Genomic DNA, 17,348 nt, shown 5'->3' with positions numbered 1-17,348 from the left:
TTAGGTGTGAAAGTAATTAGAATGAAAGGTACAATTTAACTTTCACTCTTTTCAACTAACGGGTGCGTTAGCTGAAGCTCGGAGCTGTCTTTAAAGCAGCTTTTTCTTATGGGGGTGCCGCCAAGGGTACCGCAAAAAAGGTCGGGCAACTACTGCTCGACCTTTCAACTATACCCCACTACATAGTTAATGGATATTTATAATACGAAACTATAAAAATATCATTCCTCAATATGTATGTAGATTAGTTTTACTTTGCAAATAAGTGGTTGCCTATTCTAATGACTGTTTCCCTAGTGAAAATCCATTCATCTGTTGCCGAGGAAGGATTATAATAATAAACAGAACCATGAGTAGGATCCCAACCTTGTAATGCATCAATAACAGCTCGATAAGAATAGCTATTTGGGGTCAAATAATATTGCCCATCATGTACAGCTGTAAAAGCATTTGTCTGGAAAATAACATCGTAAGTATTTTTAGGAAAACCTGGCGTTGACATTCGGTTCAAAATTACTGCAGCGACAGCTACTTTTCCTTCATAAGTTTCTCCTCGAGCTTCTCCATGAACAACCCTGGCCATCATTTCAATACTATGTAATTTTTGTTGTGTTTGGAATCCAAAAACTCCATCTGGTAATAGTCCAGAATCTAGTTGAAGTTGATTCACTGCATGATCAGTAATTGAACCATAATACCCTGTTGGTTGACTGTTAAAGTAACCCATTTTCTTTAAATTTTCTTGTAAGTCATAAACTGCTTGTCCTTGACTTCCATTGTGTAAAATTTCTTGAGCAAAGATTGAATTTGGTATAAAAAACATGAAACAAATAAAAACAACAAACGACATTTTTTTTACATTTAACATCAAATAATACCACATCCTTCGATTCATTTTCCTACTATTCTACTTTAACATACAAGAAAAATAGATTTATCTTACATTATTCCTATTTTAAACCAAAATTTTAAAAAATTTTCAGGCAAATTTGTCTGTTTATTAGGTACCGCCTATTGCCATCAAGCTAAGAAAAAGGATTATATCCAAAACGAAAAAATAAGCTAATCTTTCTGTAAATGCTACTGAAGATAGCTTTTTTCGTTTTGGGGTATAAAGAAGTTTTAACTTGATGGGCATGCGGCAAGACTCCTTATGGAACTATCGGGGGGGCAGGGTAGTTGAAGAGTGCTGTTTGATCTGTATTCAACAATTGGGCCAGATTGTTAAAAAACACGAAAATGATTTTATTATTTTTTTAGTTATATAAATGTTTGGTAAAATAATAGCATGAACACAATTATGAGTATTGTTGATGATTTTTCTGAGCCTATGCAAACTTTAATTTTTGTGAATTAGTGATGAATCTCAAGGCTTTAAGGATAAAAGAAGGAGGATTAAATGATGAATGAATTTGGTACACTACATGAGTCAAACGGTCGTTATGCTTTAAGATTTGAACGATTTTTTCCTCATAATCCAGAAGATGTTTTCCTTGTCATTACGAATCCTAGTTACTTCTCCCAATGGTACCCTTTTGCCACAGGGGAGATGGATCTCAGACTTGGTGGCCAGATTGCCTTCGATGACGGTGAAGGAACGACATATAACGGTACCATTACAGAGTTAGAAAAGCCATATTTATTTGGTTTCCGTGAAGTTGATGATCTGATAAACATTTCATTGCAGGAAGAGGATAAAGGGTGTCGAATGATCTTTACCCATACTTTTAACGATGATTCATGGGCAGTTAATACCGCGGCAGGATGGCATAGGTGTCTGGATGTATTGGTCCAAATCGTCAATGGTAAACCAATTAAGTGGCACGATAACTCAACTAAGCTGCGTAAAATCTATAGTGAAGTATTTAATATGGAACGTTAAAACAATATAAAAAGTTATTCCATTATAGGGCGCGATTCTGGAAGAAGATTCGCTTTTCTTAATGAACTAACAGGTGCGTTAGTTCATTAAGAAAAAGTAAAAAAGTCGATTCCTATAACGTAAAGGAGATCGACTTTTTATGTTAGAATTCTTTTAGCGTATAAAATTTCAGAAATGGGCGGTATAGCTTGCTACTACAGATTGTAAACGTATACTTTTTTGTTGATATTCTAAAAATCAAAAAGCAGGAACGATTTTAAATTTTTAGGCATCACCTCATCTTTTTTACAATTAAAGGTGATCTTTGGTTGAATCAAAAAGTGGATCACCTGATTTATCCTGCTTCTTTTTATCTGTTGTTAACTCAGGATTTTCCCAATCTTCTTTATCTTCATCAGATACTAATCCCTTGGTTGCACCCTTGAATTCAGTTAAAGTACGTCCAAAGGCTCTACCGATTTCCGGCAGCTTTTTAGGTCCAAAAATAATCAAGGCAATGACAAGTATTAAAATTAAACCTGGTATACCTATACTTTGAAACATAATGCTTCCCCCAAGTAATTAAATTTTGTAATTCCTTTTAAATCATTTTTAGAATAACCTCAGTAAAAAAATCGTTAAAATCCAATATACTTATCAAGTTTTTTTAAGCCCTGATTTATTTTAATTACTGTTGAAGTTTTTGGTCGATAGTTCGAATCGCTACATAATTTTGAAATTGTACCTCTACTTATATTTGATGCTCTTTCTAACTCTAATTCATTTATGTCTTTTTGTTTATCCACCCATCTACCAAAATTACTTCTTTTTTTACCAAGTCTCATCACCATTGATGCTCCTTTTAATTAGTTTTAGCAGCGTTGGTTAATTTTTAATTCAACAATGTTGAACCCACAGCTCTACCAAGTTCGGGAATTGTTTATGGGTCCAAACAAGATTAAGGCATCCCTTAAAATTTCACAAAAAATGCAGTAAAGTACATGATTAATAGTCCAATCGCGAAACCAGAAAGGTTTAACCATGAAACAGATGCTTCATTATGTTTTCTATGATCTTCAATGAGCATTTTTGTTATTACATATATTACTTGAAGAATGGCCCCTGCTCCAATACCAAGGAATAAAGCTCCCCAAATTGGTGAGAAGATGAATCCGCCCACCCATGTACCCGCAATGGCGGGTGCACCTGCGATAACTCCAAGTAATAGAAAGTCTCTAAATCGAGGTGTGGCCTTTAATAAAGGAGCAGCGATTCCAATCCCTTCCGTGATGTTGTGAAGGGTAAACCCTATGATTAAAAAGGTTCCTAAAGCAGCTTCACCTAGTGCAAAGGAAGAACCAATTGCCAAACCTTCTCCAAAGTTATGAAGGCCAATTCCGGTAGCCATTAACAAAGCCAGACCAAAAGGGGAATATCCTTTCCTTTCTTGTTTTCTTTGTTGATACTGATCAAAGCCGATCAATAATAAAAAGGTTAAGGAAGCCCCAATTATGACAACCATATTCCCCTGAAATACAGAAGGTGCTTCTGCACCAATTTCAAATCCATCAGCCAGTGTCCCGACAAATAAGAATAAAAGGAGCCCAACGGTAAGAGCAAGAATCCCATTTATAGATTTTCGTGAGAAACGTTTCATAAATGGATACCACAACAACCCCAATGTGATCGGGACAATTCCAACGTAAAACCCGATTAAGCCGTAATTAAGGAAGTTGCTCCAGGTGGTTTCTGGAGTGAGTGTGGCAGCTGCAACTTCACCTTCCGTGATAATGCCATTCTCTGTGATTAACTTAATGGTATGTGGATCACCTTCCACCCATGGGTAAGAGATGGTCACCTTTCCCTCATCAAATCGTTCAAGTTTTGCTTGAGGAGAGACATTGTAATTCCACACCGAATCATTAACCATCACTTGAGAAATCGTTAAGGGTTTGGGTCCGGTATTACTAACAGATAATTCGAAACCGATTTTAGTTACCTTGATGCGTTCAATGTTCAAGACTTCTATCGGTGCTGCAGGATCTTTTTCTACACCTGCTCCATTTTTCAGCACCCATCCTAGCACCCCTATAAGTAATACTAACGGTATTAAAATAGTAATTAACCATTTGCCCTTCATATTATCCCTCCTTTTTTACTCGACCTCAAAGAATCCCATCCAGCCTAACTCAGCAAATTCACTTACATGGGCATGAAACATATATGTTCCCTTGTATGGAAAACGAACTTCAATAATTCCACGTTCTCCCTGACATTGCATGATGGTATCTGTGAACTGAGAGGGGTTATCGTTTCTGCCGGTTGGATAGTACGTAAAGTAATTCGCATGCAAATGAAACGAATTTAATAAGTCGAATTCTGTTAAATTACTTAGATAGATCCTTACGAGTTGATCTTTTTTGATTTTAATAGGGTGATTCATAAATGCGAAGGCATAGCCATTCACCGTATAAAACTCGTTTTCGCCGTCTAAATCCAAATCAAATCCATTCATAACCATGTTTAACTCTAAAGCCGGCTCTCTTGGCTTCTTAGGATCAATAATAAAATTACCGTATAAGCCTTTATGGATATGGCGGGCTAGGGGGAGTACATGGCAATGGTAAATTTGTAATCCGTATGGCTTCGCTTCAAATTCGTATGTGAATTTTTGTCCAGGATAAATAGAAGTTAAACCGTCCATCTCTGGAGGATGGATTCCGTGAAAATGAATAGAGTGGGGGTGGCTGCCCTGATTAATAAAGTGAAACCGCAAAAGGTCCCCCTCGGTACAACGAAAAGATGGTCCTGGAATTGTTCCATTATAAGTCCAGCCTGGAAATTTAATTCCTTTGGCAATTTCGATTTCTTTATCAATTGCCACTACGTCATATTCCCGGAGTGTTTGACCGTTGGGAAGCTTGGTTTCTTTTCCATAATCAAACTCAGTAAGGAGCCGTTCTGCCATTTTGTAACCTGTGGTTTTTGTTTTATCACTCATATTTGCATGATTGGAATGATTGCCATTCTTGTGAGACGAATTATTGGATGCCTGAGCCATAGTTGGAAATTGTGCCATTTTATTCAAGTAATAAGATCCAGCTACTCCAAACGCACCTGCAGTCCCCATCTTTAAAATATCTCTGCGGGAAACCTTTTTCTCATCCGACATTATTTGACCCCCTTCTAAAAAGTTTCCTGAAGGAAACTTTTTGTTGTATAAGCTATACTTTAAGTTAGGTACAAGTTTAATGTCAACTCTTTTTTTCAGAATACTTCGTATACGATGACAAGCATGCATGGATCTGATAAAGGTGGATGAATAAAGATCCATCCGAATGGTTACAGACGATATATTGCTGCAAAAAGGGTGGGAATGGATCTAGTCCTTTGCTTATCCATAGGGAATCATCATGGAATTCATAAAAAAACATACAGTTCTACTCTGCTGACTTGTCATTATAAGTGGGTACATAATGAAACCTATATATCTACCACACAATGTCCTTCCTGCAAATCATTGGAGTATCAAAAATTATAAGCCCATAATAAGAGTTGAATATGTACGTTAGTAATCGTGCAAGAGTCACAAATCAACTGTCATTTTGGCAGCTTTTATTGTTTCACTAACGGGCAGTTTAGTTTAATAAGAAAAGGTTTTTATATGACGGATAGAGAACTTCTTATGCAACAAACGGGGCAATATAGTTGAAAAAGGAACTTAAATGAAAATCTCGAATATCTAATGTAATCGGATAGCTAAAAATTTGATGACAGACAGGAGTTAGATACGATGATAAAAGGTTTCGGAGGAATATTTTGGAGAACTAAGAATCTTGAAGTTGTAAAAAAATGGTACAGTGAAGTGTTGAAGATTGAAATGGAAAATTGGAATGGGACGGTGATAAAACCCCAATTAGAAAATGAGACTATCTTTTCTTTCTTTACCGAGAATGACAGTTATTTTCCAACAGAACAACAAGTGATGTTAAATTTCCAAGTACATAATCTAAACGAGACTATTAAGCATCTTGAACATATTGGTGTATCTCTTGCAAAGAAAAAAAGAGATTAGTGAATTTGGAAAGTTTATTTGGATTGAAGATCCTGAAGGTCGACTGGTCGAGCTTTGGGAGAAATAACGAGTTGTAATTCATTTGCTATTGAGCTAACAGGTGTGTTAGCTGAAGATCGGAGCTGTCTTTAAGGCAGCTTTTTCGTGCGCCCGGCATGGGTGCAATCTATAGGGTGAAAGTCCCGAACCATGAAGGCAGTAGTAGTGGTTAGCTTAATGCAAGGGTGTCCACGGTGACGTGGAATCTGAAGGAAGCAAGCGGCAAACCTTCGGTCTGAGGAACACGAACTTCATATAAGGCTAGGTATCATTGGATGAGTTTGCGAAACAAAACAAAGTCCTTACTGCCGAAGGTGGTACAGAGTAAATGAAGCAGATAGATGGAGGGAAAGATTGCACTCTTACCCGGGGAGGTCTGATGACAGCCAAGTACACTTGGTAACCTGTCCAGTGATGGACAGCTGAATCATCAGAAGTCAGCAGAGGTCATAGTACTTGTCTACTCGAGAAGATAAGGAAGGACCGAACAGATTAAGGAGGATGAATACTAGGCGTTCGTTATCTGCGAAGAAGCAAACAATTCCTAACGGAACTTATTTGAAGGAAGATGTGGTGAATACACGGGGAACTTCAAAAGGGTGGAGCAGATAAAGGCACAAATAGACCATTTATCCACGTAGAAAGGATATCAACGATGTTAATGGAACAGATACTAGAGAGGGAAAACTTAATACAGGCATTGAAGCGTGTAGAAAGAAATAAGGGAAGCCATGGTGTAGATGGAATGCCGGTTCAAAACCTGAGACCGCACCTCGCAACCGAATGGTACAACATGAAAACTGCCCTTTTACAGGGTACCTATCAACCGAAGCCCGTCCGTCGTATCGAAATCCCGAAACCAAACGGCGGAGTTCGGCTATTGGGTATTCCAACCGTTCTAGACCGTTTCATTCAACAAGCCATTGCCCAAATATTAACCAGGATATATGACTCAACCTTTTCGGAGAATAGCTATGGTTTTCGCCCTAACAAACAAGGGCACCAGGCGGTTCGAAAGGCAAAGTCCTATATAACCGAAGGTTATACATGGGTAGTGGATATGGACTTGGAGAAGTTCTTCGATAAAGTGAATCATGACAAGCTCATGGGAATGTTAGAGCGGAAAATTGAAGATAAACGAGTTCTCAAACTGATTCGTAGATTCCTTCAAGCAGGCATTATGATAGGCGGACTTTTTCATAAAAGTGAGGAGGGAACTCCGCAAGGAGGTCCGTTAAGTCCTTTATTATCTAATATCATGTTAGACGATTTAGATAAAGAACTAGAGAAACGCAATCTTCGATTCGTAAGGTATGCGGATGACAGTACTATCTTTGTGAAGACACGAAAAGCCGCCAAACGTGCAATGGGAAATATCTCAAGCTTCATTGAAAATAAACTGAAGCTAAAGGTCAACTACGAGAAGTCGAAGTATGATCGCCCTTGGAACAGAACGTTTCTCGGTTTTAGTTTCACGAAGTCAAAGAAGAACCCGAAGGTTCTACTGGCTAAACAAACGGTGAAGAGAGTAAAGAAACGAATCAGGGAAATGACCTCGAGAAAATTACCGAAACCCATGAAACTCCGAATAAATAAGTTAAAGCAATACCTTAGAGGTTGGATGGGTTATTTCGCCCTCATTGATACTCCGAACGTTTTGAAGAATTTAGATTCATGGATTCGAAGAAGACTCAGGATGTGCCTATGGAAGCAATGGAAATTGCCAAGAACGAGAGTGAGGAAACTCAAAGGATTAGGCGCCCCATTTGGAAAAGCGTATGAATGGGGAAATAGCAGAAAGGGTTATTGGCGCATAGCGCATAGTCCTATTCTAGACAAAACCCTTAATAATGTTTATTGGCACCACCAAGGGTTAGTAAATCTATATGAACGATATACAAAACTACGTCAGACTTAAACTGAACCGCCGTATACCGAACGGTATGTACGGTGGTGTGAGAGGTCGGAGGCTAGGCGCCTCCTCCTACTCGATTTTATGCAACAAACGGGGCAGGTTAGTTCCATAAGGAATAACTTGGTTTTTTTTCTCCTTCATTTAAAAGCCACTTATTTACAGATCAACAGGGTAAGTAGAACCATTATTATGAATATTAAAATTCCATATTATCAATAATAAAAAGGTGATTTTTAACTTTGGAAGGAGAGGGTTTTATGAAAAAAATATTATTGATGGGATTTATTTTATTATTTCCTCTAAACATGGTGGCTGGAACAACCAGTGCATATGCTAAACCGCAAGTACAACGTATTAGCCAATCTGAGGTAAAGTTCGAAAATGAATTCAGGAGACTTTGGATTGATCATGTATTGTGGACAAGTAATTATATTACAAGTGCAACAACAGCTGGTGCGGAGGATCAAAAACAGGTACTGGCTAGGCTTCTGAAGAATCAGGAGGATATTGGTAAAGCTGTAAAGCCAGTATACGGAGAGAAGGCTGGGAACAAACTTACGGATCTGCTTAAGGAGCATATTGTTATTGCGGGAAAGATTGTAGATGCGGCTAAAAGCGGAAATAATGCCTTGGTGCAACAGCTAAACAAAGAATGGTATAGAAATGCTGATGAAATAGCCGCTTTCCTTAGCGGTGCCAACCCCTATTTGAAAAATGAAGATCTAAAAAATTTGCTGTATATGCATCTGAAATTAGTGACAAAATGATTTAACTGCAAGCTTAGCAAAAGATTGGAACGCAAGGATCGTTTCAATTGACGAAGGGGTCACACATATAATCCTAATGGCAGATACTATCTCTGCGGGAGTTGTAAAACAGTTTCCGGATAAGTTTTAAAAAAAACCTTAAGAATCCTCCAGCATTCAGTTGGAGATTCTTTCATTATGAGGGGCATTTGCTTATGTTTATAACACGATGTTTGTGTAACTGCATTATTGCTCTAACTGTCCCGTTACTTTAAGTACATTCCTTCTCAATCTCTATTTTTAACATAAATATCTAAATTAACAACCAAGTGTAATTCAATTATCTGGCCCGATTGCGGAACAAAAATAAACATCGCTTCAGCATCATGCGTGTTAGTCAATAAAAGTGTAAACAACCTAGGCATTTAGCAAGTTTATCAAGGGATGTGCTTAAATAAAAAGGTGAGTTAGCTTAAGATTGGAGCTGTTTTTAGGCAGCCTTGTTGAATAAGGAAAATGATCATTAGTGATGAAATTATTCTTTTTATAGTACGTAAGGGGCAGTAAAACTCAACAAAGATATTCGTTTGAAATATAGGTAAATTATGGTGTTGTGATTGATGAAATTGACGCAAACAAAAGATGTTTGAACCTAAGAAGCTTTGGTCATTTTTAACTATTTTAATAGTCAGTTTATTCTGATATTATGGAAGGGATAAAGATTGGAGGAGGAAATAACATAAAAAGCTTATTTTCAATCTTAAGTACCTTTGTGTTGGTTCTGGCAGGTGGAATGGTATTATGTACTTCTTCTGCACAAGCAAGTGTTCCTCAGTATTCTTTTCAAACAGAAGATGGAAAATGGGATGGTGAAATTGGAAATCCTAACATAGGTAGTGACCTAGAGGTAGAACTAGTTTCCCCAATCTATTTAAAGACCTCTTCTGGAAGTAAGTTATTGACTAATTATAGTAACTTATGGTCTCGTCTCTGCAATGCTAGTACTGGAAAGTGCACAGGCTATCATAGCTTAGCAGGTGGAAAGACATTATTCACAGGTATGAAAATAGGTAAATTCTATGTTGATGTGAAAGATGGATATTCTTCTGGCAAAGTATATGGAAAACTACAAATTATTTTCAAATAACTTGTATTACTTGCTACTCATTCTTAATGGGTAGCTTTTTATATGAAAAGTTTCTAATATAAATTAATATCTAAATATTTTTGTATAATTTACTAAAATTAATTAACACTGACCTTTTTTGTGTTGGAAGTGCATTTACTATTCGAATGGGATTAATAATTAATTCTTATAACTTTATAGTAATTCAGTATTTTACTGAATTAAGAAAAAATGATACAGTATTTTCTATATTTACAAATATTTTTAAATGGGAGGTTATTCATAGAATATGTATAAAAGCTATTTCTTCTTTCTCATTCAATAGTCAAATGAGAAAGGAATGATCTACTCTATTTATTGACATATTGTGTAATGATGCTATTAATCTTTCGTTCAGGGAGGACAACTTATGAAAAAGTTTTTTGCTTTTCAAGTGTTAATTGCATTGTTTATTGGAGCACTTATCGGACATTTTTTTCCTGTACTTGGCCAATCTTTAAGACCAATTGGCGACGCTTTTATTCATCTCATTAAAATGATTGTTGTGCCTATTGTTTTCACTACTATTGTCATTGGGTCATCAGGCGACGGAAACATGAAAAAAATGGGTTCATTAGGACTTAAAACAATTATATGGTTTGAATTTATTACCACTCTGATTCTAGGTATTGGTCTTTTACTTGTTAACATTTTAAAGCCTGGTGATGGGCTTAATTTGTCCCATCTTGCCCAGAAAGATATAACACAATTAAATGAAAGCGTTACCAAAGTTGTCGATTTTAAAACGATGCTTGTTAACATCATTCCAAGCAACATTGTTGATGCGATGGCAAAAAGTGATTTATTAGCTGTTATATTCTTCGCTATTTTATTTGGTGCAGCTGCTGGAGCAATTGGTAAAAAGTCAGAGCCGGCAATGAAGTTTATGGAATCAGTTGCAAATATCATGTTTAAACTGACACAAATGGTCATGGTAACCGCACCGATTGGTGTACTATCTCTCATGGCCGCCTCTGTAGGTCAGTATGGTATCGCCCTATTAATCCCTATGGCAAAGTTGATTGGGGTTGTGTATCTTGGACTTGCTATTGTTATTTTCGTTCTGTTTCCAATAATTGCTTGGTTCTTGAAGATTTCTTACTTTAAAGTGTTTCGAATGGTATGGGATTTGTTCCTTATCGCTTTTTCTACAACAAGTACGGAAACCATTCTGCCTCAGTTAATGGATCGAATGGAAGCATACGGTTGTTCGAAACGTGTTGTTTCATTCGTTATTCCTTCTGGGCTATCACTGAATTGTGATGGTTCGACATTGTATCTTTCTGTTTGCTCTATTTTCTTGGCACAAGCATATGGCATCCCGATGGATTTTGGCCAACAGTTGATTGTAATGGGTGTTCTTGTTGCAACGTCAAAAGGAATTGCTGCTGTTCCATCCGGTTCGCTGGTTGTCCTTTTAGCCACAGCCTCAGCAGTAGGGCTTCCTGCAGAAGGCGTTGCAATTATAGCAGGCATTGACCGTGTGCTGGATATGGCACGTACTGCTTGTAATACTCCTGGACATGTTCTCGCTTGTATTGTGGTTTCGAAGTGGGAAAAAGAGTTCCGTCAGGAAGAATGGAAAGCTCAAACCGAACAGTCAAGCGTTCAGGCATAAGATTAAGATAAAAGGAGCACACATGTTTTTGTTGTTCTCCGTCAAATGTTGGGGTGATGGTCTTCGGACCTCACCCTTTTTCATGTAAATCCTCATCCTTTTAAACTTTTGGGCTATTAAAACCTATTACGGTGCAGGTGATAAAATAAGAGAATCGATATGGAGGTAGCGCATTGAAAAAAAATGCTGGGTTATTATCAGTTTTCCTTTTTAATGATATGAGTAACTAATTTTTTTGTTTAGCACCTGTTGTTGATTTTATTGGAAATCATATTTTCTTAATAACGATTTCAGTATTTATAGTCTCTTTAATACTAGCTTTCCTGTAAAAAAGGGTTTGGAGAAAAGCTGCGTTCGGCACATTAAGAGCAATAGTTGTTATATTGAAGTTATTCTATGGTTTGATGACAATTTTATAAATACAAGGAGAAGTTTTATAGTCTGTCATTGGAAGCCAGGTTTTTTCTTACTTCTTATAATGCAGTTGGTCAAAAAAAGTATTTAAAAGAGGAAAAAGATGTTGCAGCTTTTTATCATGAACTAGGTGCTAAAGAACTCAGGGCTGCAGGATACAATCATTCATCCGATAAATGAAAATTTTAGAGAAAGATATTGACATCCTATTAGCTGGTTTACTTCAAAAACTAGGGTTGATGCGGCAGTCTTTTTTATGGAACTAAAGGGGGGGATCTTCCTTAGGTGTAGAGTGACAATTTTGTTCATTAATACAACTAATATTCATTTAAATTTCAGAAGTTTCTGGTTGGAAACCTCCTATATTTCTATCTTCGACTACCATGCGCAATCCACGCTTCGGTCTGAGTGTAATAGACGGAAGTGGCTTTACTTCATGATGGTCAGGCGCCAGTCTTATCCGATATCGTTGAGCAATGCATGCTAGGACAAGCACAGCTTCCATCACTGCAAAATGATTACCGATACAAACTCTCGGACCTCCGCCAAATGGAAAGTAAGCGAACGGAGGTAGGGTTTTCATAAAGTTGTTTTCAAATCGCTCAGGTTTAAAGGAATCTGGATTATCAAAATACTCAGGCTTGTGGTGCATCACATACTGACTCAACAGGATCATATCTCCTTTTTTAAAAAGATACCCTCCAATTACCACATCCTCCGCCACTTCCCGTTGTATGATATAGGCAGGCGGGTATATGCGCATTGATTCATAGATAACATTTTGTGTGAATGTTAATTTCATAAAATCGCCAGGTGTTAGATTACGGTTGCCGATTACGCTATCTATTTCATTGAAAAGTTTTGTTTCCACATCAGGGTGTTGGGAAAGCAAGTATAAGGTCCAGGAAAGCACGTTTGCTGTTGTTTCGTGACCGGCAAGGAAAATGGTCATTAACTCATCACGTAACTGCTTGTCTGTCATAGCTAAGCCATCCTCATCATCTCGAGCATCCATTAGAATCCCAAGCATATCCTCATGTCTCTCTGCCACTGTTCTACGTTTTTCAATAAAGCCATAAATCACCTTATCAAGTCTCTGTTTCGCAATTTTATATTCACGGTTGTTTTTAGTTGGAACCCATAGTGGCATTTGAAGTGTTCGCATTCTTTTAACGGCAATTCTCATGAAGGCTTCTATAGGTTCCCCGAGCATGCCATATCCTTCTTTGAGGTTCATGCTGAACATGGTCTTGCTGATAATACCCAGTGCAAGGCTCATCATATCCTCCGTAATAATCCTTTCTTCTCTGTTTTTCCAAGTGGAAATATAGTCCATTGTTATATCAATCATATCCTGACCATAATTGCTAATATGAGACTTTTTGAAAGAGGGTTGAATAAGCCTTCTTTGGCGCATGTGAATTTCTTTTTCACTTGTAAGAAGGCCTTCTCCGATTACTGGTTTTAAAGCAGAGAAGTCCTTTGATTTCAAGAAGGATTTTTGTTTTGTTACAAGTACCTGCTTAATTAAATCTGAATTTGAAATAAGGTAAACATTATGGAAAGGTCCAAAACGAATTTTAGCAACTTCTCCATATTCTTTTGCTAAACGGGTAAGAAAGCCAAGTGTATCTGAAATAAACTCCTTTGAATGGCCAGTAATTAATTTTCCTTTTGGGCCTGGAGAATCATTTGAAAAATCTTTGTCACTCATTGGTTTGTTTCCTCCATTTCGGTAAAATTACTTGTATTCATTCTATGAGGAAAGTATTGATTGGTTTGGACAAGTTGTTAATAAGAAGACTAACAAATACAATATTTTTTAAAGATGGTTAATCAATTTGAATGAAATTATAAGTGTGTATAAAGGAATACTATTAATAAACGAAATCAAAGTGTTTATGAAATTGTAAAGGCACCCATCCCTGGTTGTCACTTTCTTTTACTAATGAAAGCAGGTATGTATGGAACTACCTTACAAAAGTTATTATCTTGTTGAACTAATAAATATGGGGTTGGAAACAGCTCCATTTTCTTATGCAACTAAACCAGCCAATAGTTTGTCAATATTTTTCAATAAAACCTTAAAATATTTCATGCTATACTAAATTTGTGCATACCAAATAACCTTCCAAGTTTCTGTGTTTGGAAAGTTCTGGGTGGTTTAGTTATACTTTCAAACTAGCCTATCTTGGAAAGGTGAGTTGCTTTTTAAAAGTGCATAAATCCAATGTAAGAGTTTATTGGCACATGCTATCACAGCTACTTTAAAGGGCTTTCCTTCTTCACGTTTCTTATCATAAAACTCTCGTAATCGCTTGTTACGAGGGATGATTTCATCTGTCGTTTTCTTCTTGCGACAATCACGAATGGCACATTTAACAGCCATATACAAGGCGTGTCTTAGTCTGCCAGAACCTCTTTTGGTAATCCGATTTACTGTGCCTTTAAATTTACCTGATTCAAAGATACTTGGATCAATTCCGGCAAATGCCACTAGTTTTTTAGGGTGATTAAACCGTTCAATCTCTCCAATTTCAGAAATAATCGTTGCAGCGATTTTTTCACCGATTCCAGGGATGGATTGGATAATCTTATATTCTTCAATTTCTTTTGCCAAAGCATCTATCTCGTCTTCAAATTTGGATAGGTGCTTTTGGTATTCTAGAAGCATTTTTATATACATTTCAAGGCTTAAAATGTGACTCTGATATAAGGTTCTCTGAAAAGGGTTTCGAGCTGAGGCAGCCGTAAGTTTCTCTGCCTGTGTATTCGCCCACTTTTTAGAACGACTTGGACAAAGTTCATTAATCCTATTTGCTACAGTTTCTTCACCGACTGCTAATATGTCTTCAGAAGTAGGGAATTCTAATAGAGTAAGCAAAGAAACAACCGAATACAAATCTCCAAAAACCCCTCTATATTCAGGAAATACTTGATCAAGAACAGCCTGGAACTGTAGTTTTGTTTGTACATAGATACCTGTTATATTTTCGTGTTGTCTTGAAAGATTACGAAGATTTAAGAGTTGTATCCCTCGTTTTTTATAAGGCTCTAAATCCTCTTTATAGTACAGCTCGCAGAGGTGACGTGCATCGATTATATCTGTCTTTACTTTGCGTAAACTTGAGCTCTTCGCACGATAAGAAATGAGTGGGTTAACGACAATTAATAAGTAGCCTCTCTCCTCAAAATACTGTACAACTGGCGTATGATAATGCCCCGTGGATTCCAATACAATCGGAGGTTTGATTCCTGTTTTATTTTCTATTTTTCTCAGAAACTGAAATAGCGTTTCTAATCCTTCAATGGTATGTGTAACTTTGAAACTGCCTTGATAAGGCTTCTTCTTTTCCAAGAATGCTTGAACCTGACTTTCACCTTTAGCTACATCCAGACCAACCACTGGATTCATTTTTTATCTCCTCCAAAAACATAATATTTGCCGGTAACCCCTAATCCTTCTTGCAGTATCATAGCTTCGCTTGTTATACGAGATCTTGGTCCCAACCAGCCAAATCATGTTTAAGCAAGTAGGGGGCGAACTGTTTAGTTGACGGGATCTTAAGCCCCACGGGCAGGTACGTTCTACCCCGGCTACCGTTATATTAAAACTATATAAAAATTGGTCAACCAGAAATATCTGGCTGACCTAATAATACGAACAGGGCAGGTTAGTTCCATAAGGAAATGGATTATTTTACACTTATGAATAATTACTCTTTATTGTTATTATTTTCTTAAAGGTCAATTATTTTGTATTTGATATCGTTAATTCACCATTTAAGGAATGTGATTTACTGTGACAGCAATAAATACAATTAACTTCGTTACAAAGTTATTACTTTTTTTAATTTTTTTCTCTTTTAATACATATATTTGTTTTTATGCAAAAGACAAAACAGAAGGCATAGTTACTGCTAGTATAGGTATCTTTCTAGTGATTTTAGTGGCAACCATTGGATTTCTTCTAGAAAAAAATCAAAAGTAATCGGATATTCCAATCTCGGAATATTTATTGCAGCATCAATAAGGCAATTAACAGATAAAATTACAGATAAATTGTAGGTTCCATAAAATACATAGTTAAATAACTTAATCTTAATCTTAATGAACTAACAGGTGCGTTAGCTGAAGATCAGAGCTGTCTTTAAGGCAGCTTTTTTTTTATGCGACTATCGGGGCAGGATAGCATTCCTGTAGTTCGTTATTTTTCAGCTTTGAAAAAAATAGGGCTCCTCAGTAAGATATGAGTAAGACACCACTCTAACCCAAAATCTTAGGAGGAACCCTAATATGAAGTTTAAAATGCAAGATAAACAAAATCAACTAATAGAAAGAATTTCCGATAAACACCTTGTTGTTGGAGTGGATATTGCCCAACAATTACATGTGGCTAGAGCAGTGAATTTCCGTGGAATTGTAGTCGGAGATCCACTTGCATTTGAAAATAATGAAGATGGATTTGCTAGTTTATTAAAATGGATGGATAAGCTTCAAAGATTAAATAAACTGGATGCAGCCATCGTGGGAATGGAACCTACAGGCCATTACTGGATTAATCTTTCAAAATGGCTATTTAAACAAGGAATTGAGGTAGTGACAGTAAACCTTCACTTAGTAAAAAGGAATAAAGAAAACCGTGATAATACTCAGTCCAAAAGTGATAAGAAAGATGCCCTGGTCATCGCCGATATGGTGAAGAACGGTTACTACGCCTTTGTCAGGAACACTTCAGAATCATTTGAAATAATTAGGGTCCTTATGTCTAACCGTGATGTGGTGGTTAAACGACTCGTTAGCACTATTAAGAATCCTCTGGCTGCCATTGATGCAGCAAGGGAACGGTTTGAAAAGTGGCTCAGAATGCCAGAAAAAGTTGCATGGCATGCCTGCAAAAGGATTTATTAATCAACTTCATAAAACCTTCAGGAGGGATTTATATGTCATTAAAAGTAGGAGATATCATTACGTTTGAACGGACTTTTACAGTAAGGGATGTTGAATTATTTACAGAGATTTCAGATGAAGGGAATCATCATATAACCCCAGATGAACAGGGAAGACTTGTAATTCAAGGATTATTAACGGCAACTCTACCAACAAAAGTAGGTGGAGATCATCACGTAATGGCTCGTACTATGAATTTTGAGTTTTTAAGACCTGTGTTTACGGGGGATACAATAATTTGTGAGGTTAAAATTGAAAAATATGAAAGGCAAGAAAATAATAGAACAGCTATAATTGCATTCTTTTTATGTAAAAATCAGAATGAAAAAGAAGTATTAAAAGGGGATTTTTCAGGTGTAATACTTTAAATTCTTTATAAGTTTCCTTAACTAGGTGCTTAGTAAAATGGCTGGGGTCCCATTTTGTAGCTTTTTCATATTTTCCATTTAATCACGCGCTCCTCTGGAATAACTAAAAGTCCAATTTCTCAATTTTAATGCTGAGAAATTGGGCTTTTTAATATTGTGATTTCCTGGTTAACGTGGTAAATCCGCATTTTCCTGAA

14 protein-coding genes and 3 pseudogenes are annotated in these 17,348 nt (G+C 36.8%); 9 read left to right on the top strand and 8 right to left on the bottom strand.

The window, feature by feature from the left end:
• Positions 1–250 precede the first annotated feature (250 nt).
• Positions 251–868 carry a cell wall hydrolase gene (locus tag QUF78_RS16105; RefSeq protein WP_289325462.1) on the bottom strand — a complete coding sequence of 206 codons (618 nt, stop codon included), beginning with the start codon at positions 866–868 and terminating at the stop codon, positions 251–253.
• A 132-nt stretch (positions 869–1,000) separates the two neighbouring features.
• On the bottom strand, positions 1,001–1,138 hold the full coding sequence (locus QUF78_RS16100; protein WP_289325461.1) for a hypothetical protein: 138 nt from the start codon (positions 1,136–1,138) through the stop codon (positions 1,001–1,003).
• Positions 1,139–1,402: 264 nt separating this feature from the next.
• Here QUF78_RS16100 and QUF78_RS16095 point away from each other — a divergent pair, with 264 nt between their 5' ends.
• Positions 1,403–1,882, top strand: a complete 480-nt coding sequence (locus QUF78_RS16095) for an SRPBCC family protein (RefSeq protein ID WP_289325460.1) — start codon at positions 1,403–1,405, stop codon at positions 1,880–1,882.
• A gap of 291 nt (positions 1,883–2,173) precedes the next feature.
• Here QUF78_RS16095 and tatA read toward each other — a convergent pair whose 3' ends face one another.
• The 4 genes from tatA to QUF78_RS16075 all read right to left on the bottom strand — a co-directional run bounded on the left by tatA (position 2,174) and on the right by QUF78_RS16075 (position 5,033).
• On the bottom strand, positions 2,174–2,425 hold the full coding sequence (tatA, locus tag QUF78_RS16090; protein ID WP_289325459.1) for a twin-arginine translocase TatA/TatE family subunit: 252 nt from the start codon (positions 2,423–2,425) through the stop codon (positions 2,174–2,176).
• A gap of 74 nt (positions 2,426–2,499) precedes the next feature.
• Positions 2,500–2,706: a transcriptional regulator gene (locus tag QUF78_RS16085; RefSeq protein ID WP_370015470.1), complete on the bottom strand. Its 207-nt coding sequence runs from the start codon at positions 2,704–2,706 to the stop codon at positions 2,500–2,502.
• Positions 2,707–2,831: 125 nt separating this feature from the next.
• The gene (locus QUF78_RS16080; RefSeq protein ID WP_289325457.1) at positions 2,832–4,001 is read right to left on the bottom strand and encodes a ZIP family metal transporter; all 1,170 of its coding nucleotides are present in this window, start codon (positions 3,999–4,001) and stop codon (positions 2,832–2,834) included.
• Between the two features lie 15 nt (positions 4,002–4,016).
• Complete coding sequence (locus tag QUF78_RS16075) at positions 4,017–5,033, bottom strand: multicopper oxidase domain-containing protein (RefSeq protein WP_289325456.1); 1,017 nt, start codon at positions 5,031–5,033, stop codon at positions 4,017–4,019.
• A gap of 621 nt (positions 5,034–5,654) precedes the next feature.
• Here QUF78_RS16075 and QUF78_RS16070 point away from each other — a divergent pair.
• The 6 genes and pseudogenes from QUF78_RS16070 to QUF78_RS16045 all read left to right on the top strand — a co-directional run bounded on the left by QUF78_RS16070 (position 5,655) and on the right by QUF78_RS16045 (position 12,013).
• Positions 5,655–6,003, top strand: a pseudogene (locus QUF78_RS16070) (VOC family protein).
• Positions 6,004–6,630: 627 nt separating this feature from the next.
• Positions 6,631–7,893, top strand: coding sequence for a group II intron reverse transcriptase/maturase (gene ltrA / locus QUF78_RS16065; protein ID WP_289323195.1), 1,263 nt, complete (start codon positions 6,631–6,633; stop codon positions 7,891–7,893).
• A gap of 254 nt (positions 7,894–8,147) precedes the next feature.
• Positions 8,148–8,787 (top strand): annotated as a pseudogene (locus QUF78_RS16060) (glycosyltransferase).
• 555 nt (positions 8,788–9,342) lie between these two features.
• Positions 9,343–9,783: a hypothetical protein gene (locus QUF78_RS16055; protein WP_289325454.1), complete on the top strand. Its 441-nt coding sequence runs from the start codon at positions 9,343–9,345 to the stop codon at positions 9,781–9,783.
• 388 nt (positions 9,784–10,171) lie between these two features.
• Positions 10,172–11,419 (top strand): dicarboxylate/amino acid:cation symporter, encoded by a 1,248-nt coding sequence (locus QUF78_RS16050; protein WP_289325453.1) that lies wholly within the window; start codon positions 10,172–10,174, stop codon positions 11,417–11,419.
• Between the two features lie 447 nt (positions 11,420–11,866).
• A complete protein-coding gene (locus tag QUF78_RS16045) occupies positions 11,867–12,013 on the top strand; it encodes a hypothetical protein (RefSeq protein ID WP_289325452.1) in 147 nt (48 codons plus the stop codon).
• Between the two features lie 148 nt (positions 12,014–12,161).
• On the opposite strand, the gene QUF78_RS16040 is transcribed toward QUF78_RS16045, so the two are convergent.
• Together QUF78_RS16040 and QUF78_RS16035 are read right to left on the bottom strand one after the other, a co-directional pair.
• Entirely contained in the window at positions 12,162–13,547 is a 1,386-nt protein-coding gene (locus tag QUF78_RS16040; RefSeq protein ID WP_289325451.1) for a cytochrome P450, read from the bottom strand.
• 462 nt (positions 13,548–14,009) lie between these two features.
• Complete coding sequence (locus tag QUF78_RS16035; RefSeq protein WP_289324650.1) at positions 14,010–15,248, bottom strand: IS110 family RNA-guided transposase; 1,239 nt, start codon at positions 15,246–15,248, stop codon at positions 14,010–14,012.
• 881 nt (positions 15,249–16,129) lie between these two features.
• Between QUF78_RS16035 and QUF78_RS16030 the strand changes: the two are divergent.
• Both QUF78_RS16030 and QUF78_RS16025 read left to right on the top strand, forming a co-directional pair.
• A pseudogene (locus QUF78_RS16030) lies at positions 16,130–16,639 on the top strand (IS110 family transposase); the annotation flags it as partial.
• Between the two features lie 137 nt (positions 16,640–16,776).
• Positions 16,777–17,151 (top strand): hotdog domain-containing protein, encoded by a 375-nt coding sequence (locus QUF78_RS16025; protein WP_289325450.1) that lies wholly within the window; start codon positions 16,777–16,779, stop codon positions 17,149–17,151.
• The last annotated feature ends 197 nt before the right edge of the window (positions 17,152–17,348 follow it).

Source organism: Peribacillus sp. ACCC06369 (assembly GCF_030348945.1).
GTDB lineage: Bacteria > Bacillota > Bacilli > Bacillales > DSM-1321 > Peribacillus.
The sequence above is the reverse complement of the archived record's forward strand: the minus strand, read 5'-3'. Positions and strand labels throughout refer to the sequence as shown.

Excerpts from the sequence above, each read along its gene's own strand:
- QUF78_RS16085 (WP_370015470.1), bottom strand. The coding sequence starts at position 2,706 with ATGAGACTTGGTAAAAAAAGAAGTAATTTTGGTAGATGGGTGGATAAA.
- QUF78_RS16080 (WP_289325457.1), bottom strand. The coding sequence starts at position 4,001 with ATGAAGGGCAAATGGTTAATTACTATTTTAATACCGTTAGTATTACTT.
- QUF78_RS16040 (WP_289325451.1), bottom strand. The coding sequence starts at position 13,547 with ATGAGTGACAAAGATTTTTCAAATGATTCTCCAGGCCCAAAAGGAAAA.
- QUF78_RS16025 (WP_289325450.1), top strand. The coding sequence starts at position 16,777 with ATGTCATTAAAAGTAGGAGATATCATTACGTTTGAACGGACTTTTACA.
- QUF78_RS16105 (WP_289325462.1), bottom strand. The coding sequence starts at position 868 with ATGTTAAATGTAAAAAAAATGTCGTTTGTTGTTTTTATTTGTTTCATG.
- ltrA (WP_289323195.1), top strand. The coding sequence starts at position 6,631 with ATGTTAATGGAACAGATACTAGAGAGGGAAAACTTAATACAGGCATTG.
- QUF78_RS16100 (WP_289325461.1), bottom strand. The coding sequence starts at position 1,138 with ATGCCCATCAAGTTAAAACTTCTTTATACCCCAAAACGAAAAAAGCTA.
- QUF78_RS16095 (WP_289325460.1), top strand. The coding sequence starts at position 1,403 with ATGAATGAATTTGGTACACTACATGAGTCAAACGGTCGTTATGCTTTA.
- QUF78_RS16035 (WP_289324650.1), bottom strand. The coding sequence starts at position 15,248 with ATGAATCCAGTGGTTGGTCTGGATGTAGCTAAAGGTGAAAGTCAGGTT.
- QUF78_RS16050 (WP_289325453.1), top strand. The coding sequence starts at position 10,172 with ATGAAAAAGTTTTTTGCTTTTCAAGTGTTAATTGCATTGTTTATTGGA.
- tatA (WP_289325459.1), bottom strand. The coding sequence starts at position 2,425 with ATGTTTCAAAGTATAGGTATACCAGGTTTAATTTTAATACTTGTCATT.
- QUF78_RS16055 (WP_289325454.1), top strand. The coding sequence starts at position 9,343 with ATGGAAGGGATAAAGATTGGAGGAGGAAATAACATAAAAAGCTTATTT.
- QUF78_RS16075 (WP_289325456.1), bottom strand. The coding sequence starts at position 5,033 with ATGTCGGATGAGAAAAAGGTTTCCCGCAGAGATATTTTAAAGATGGGG.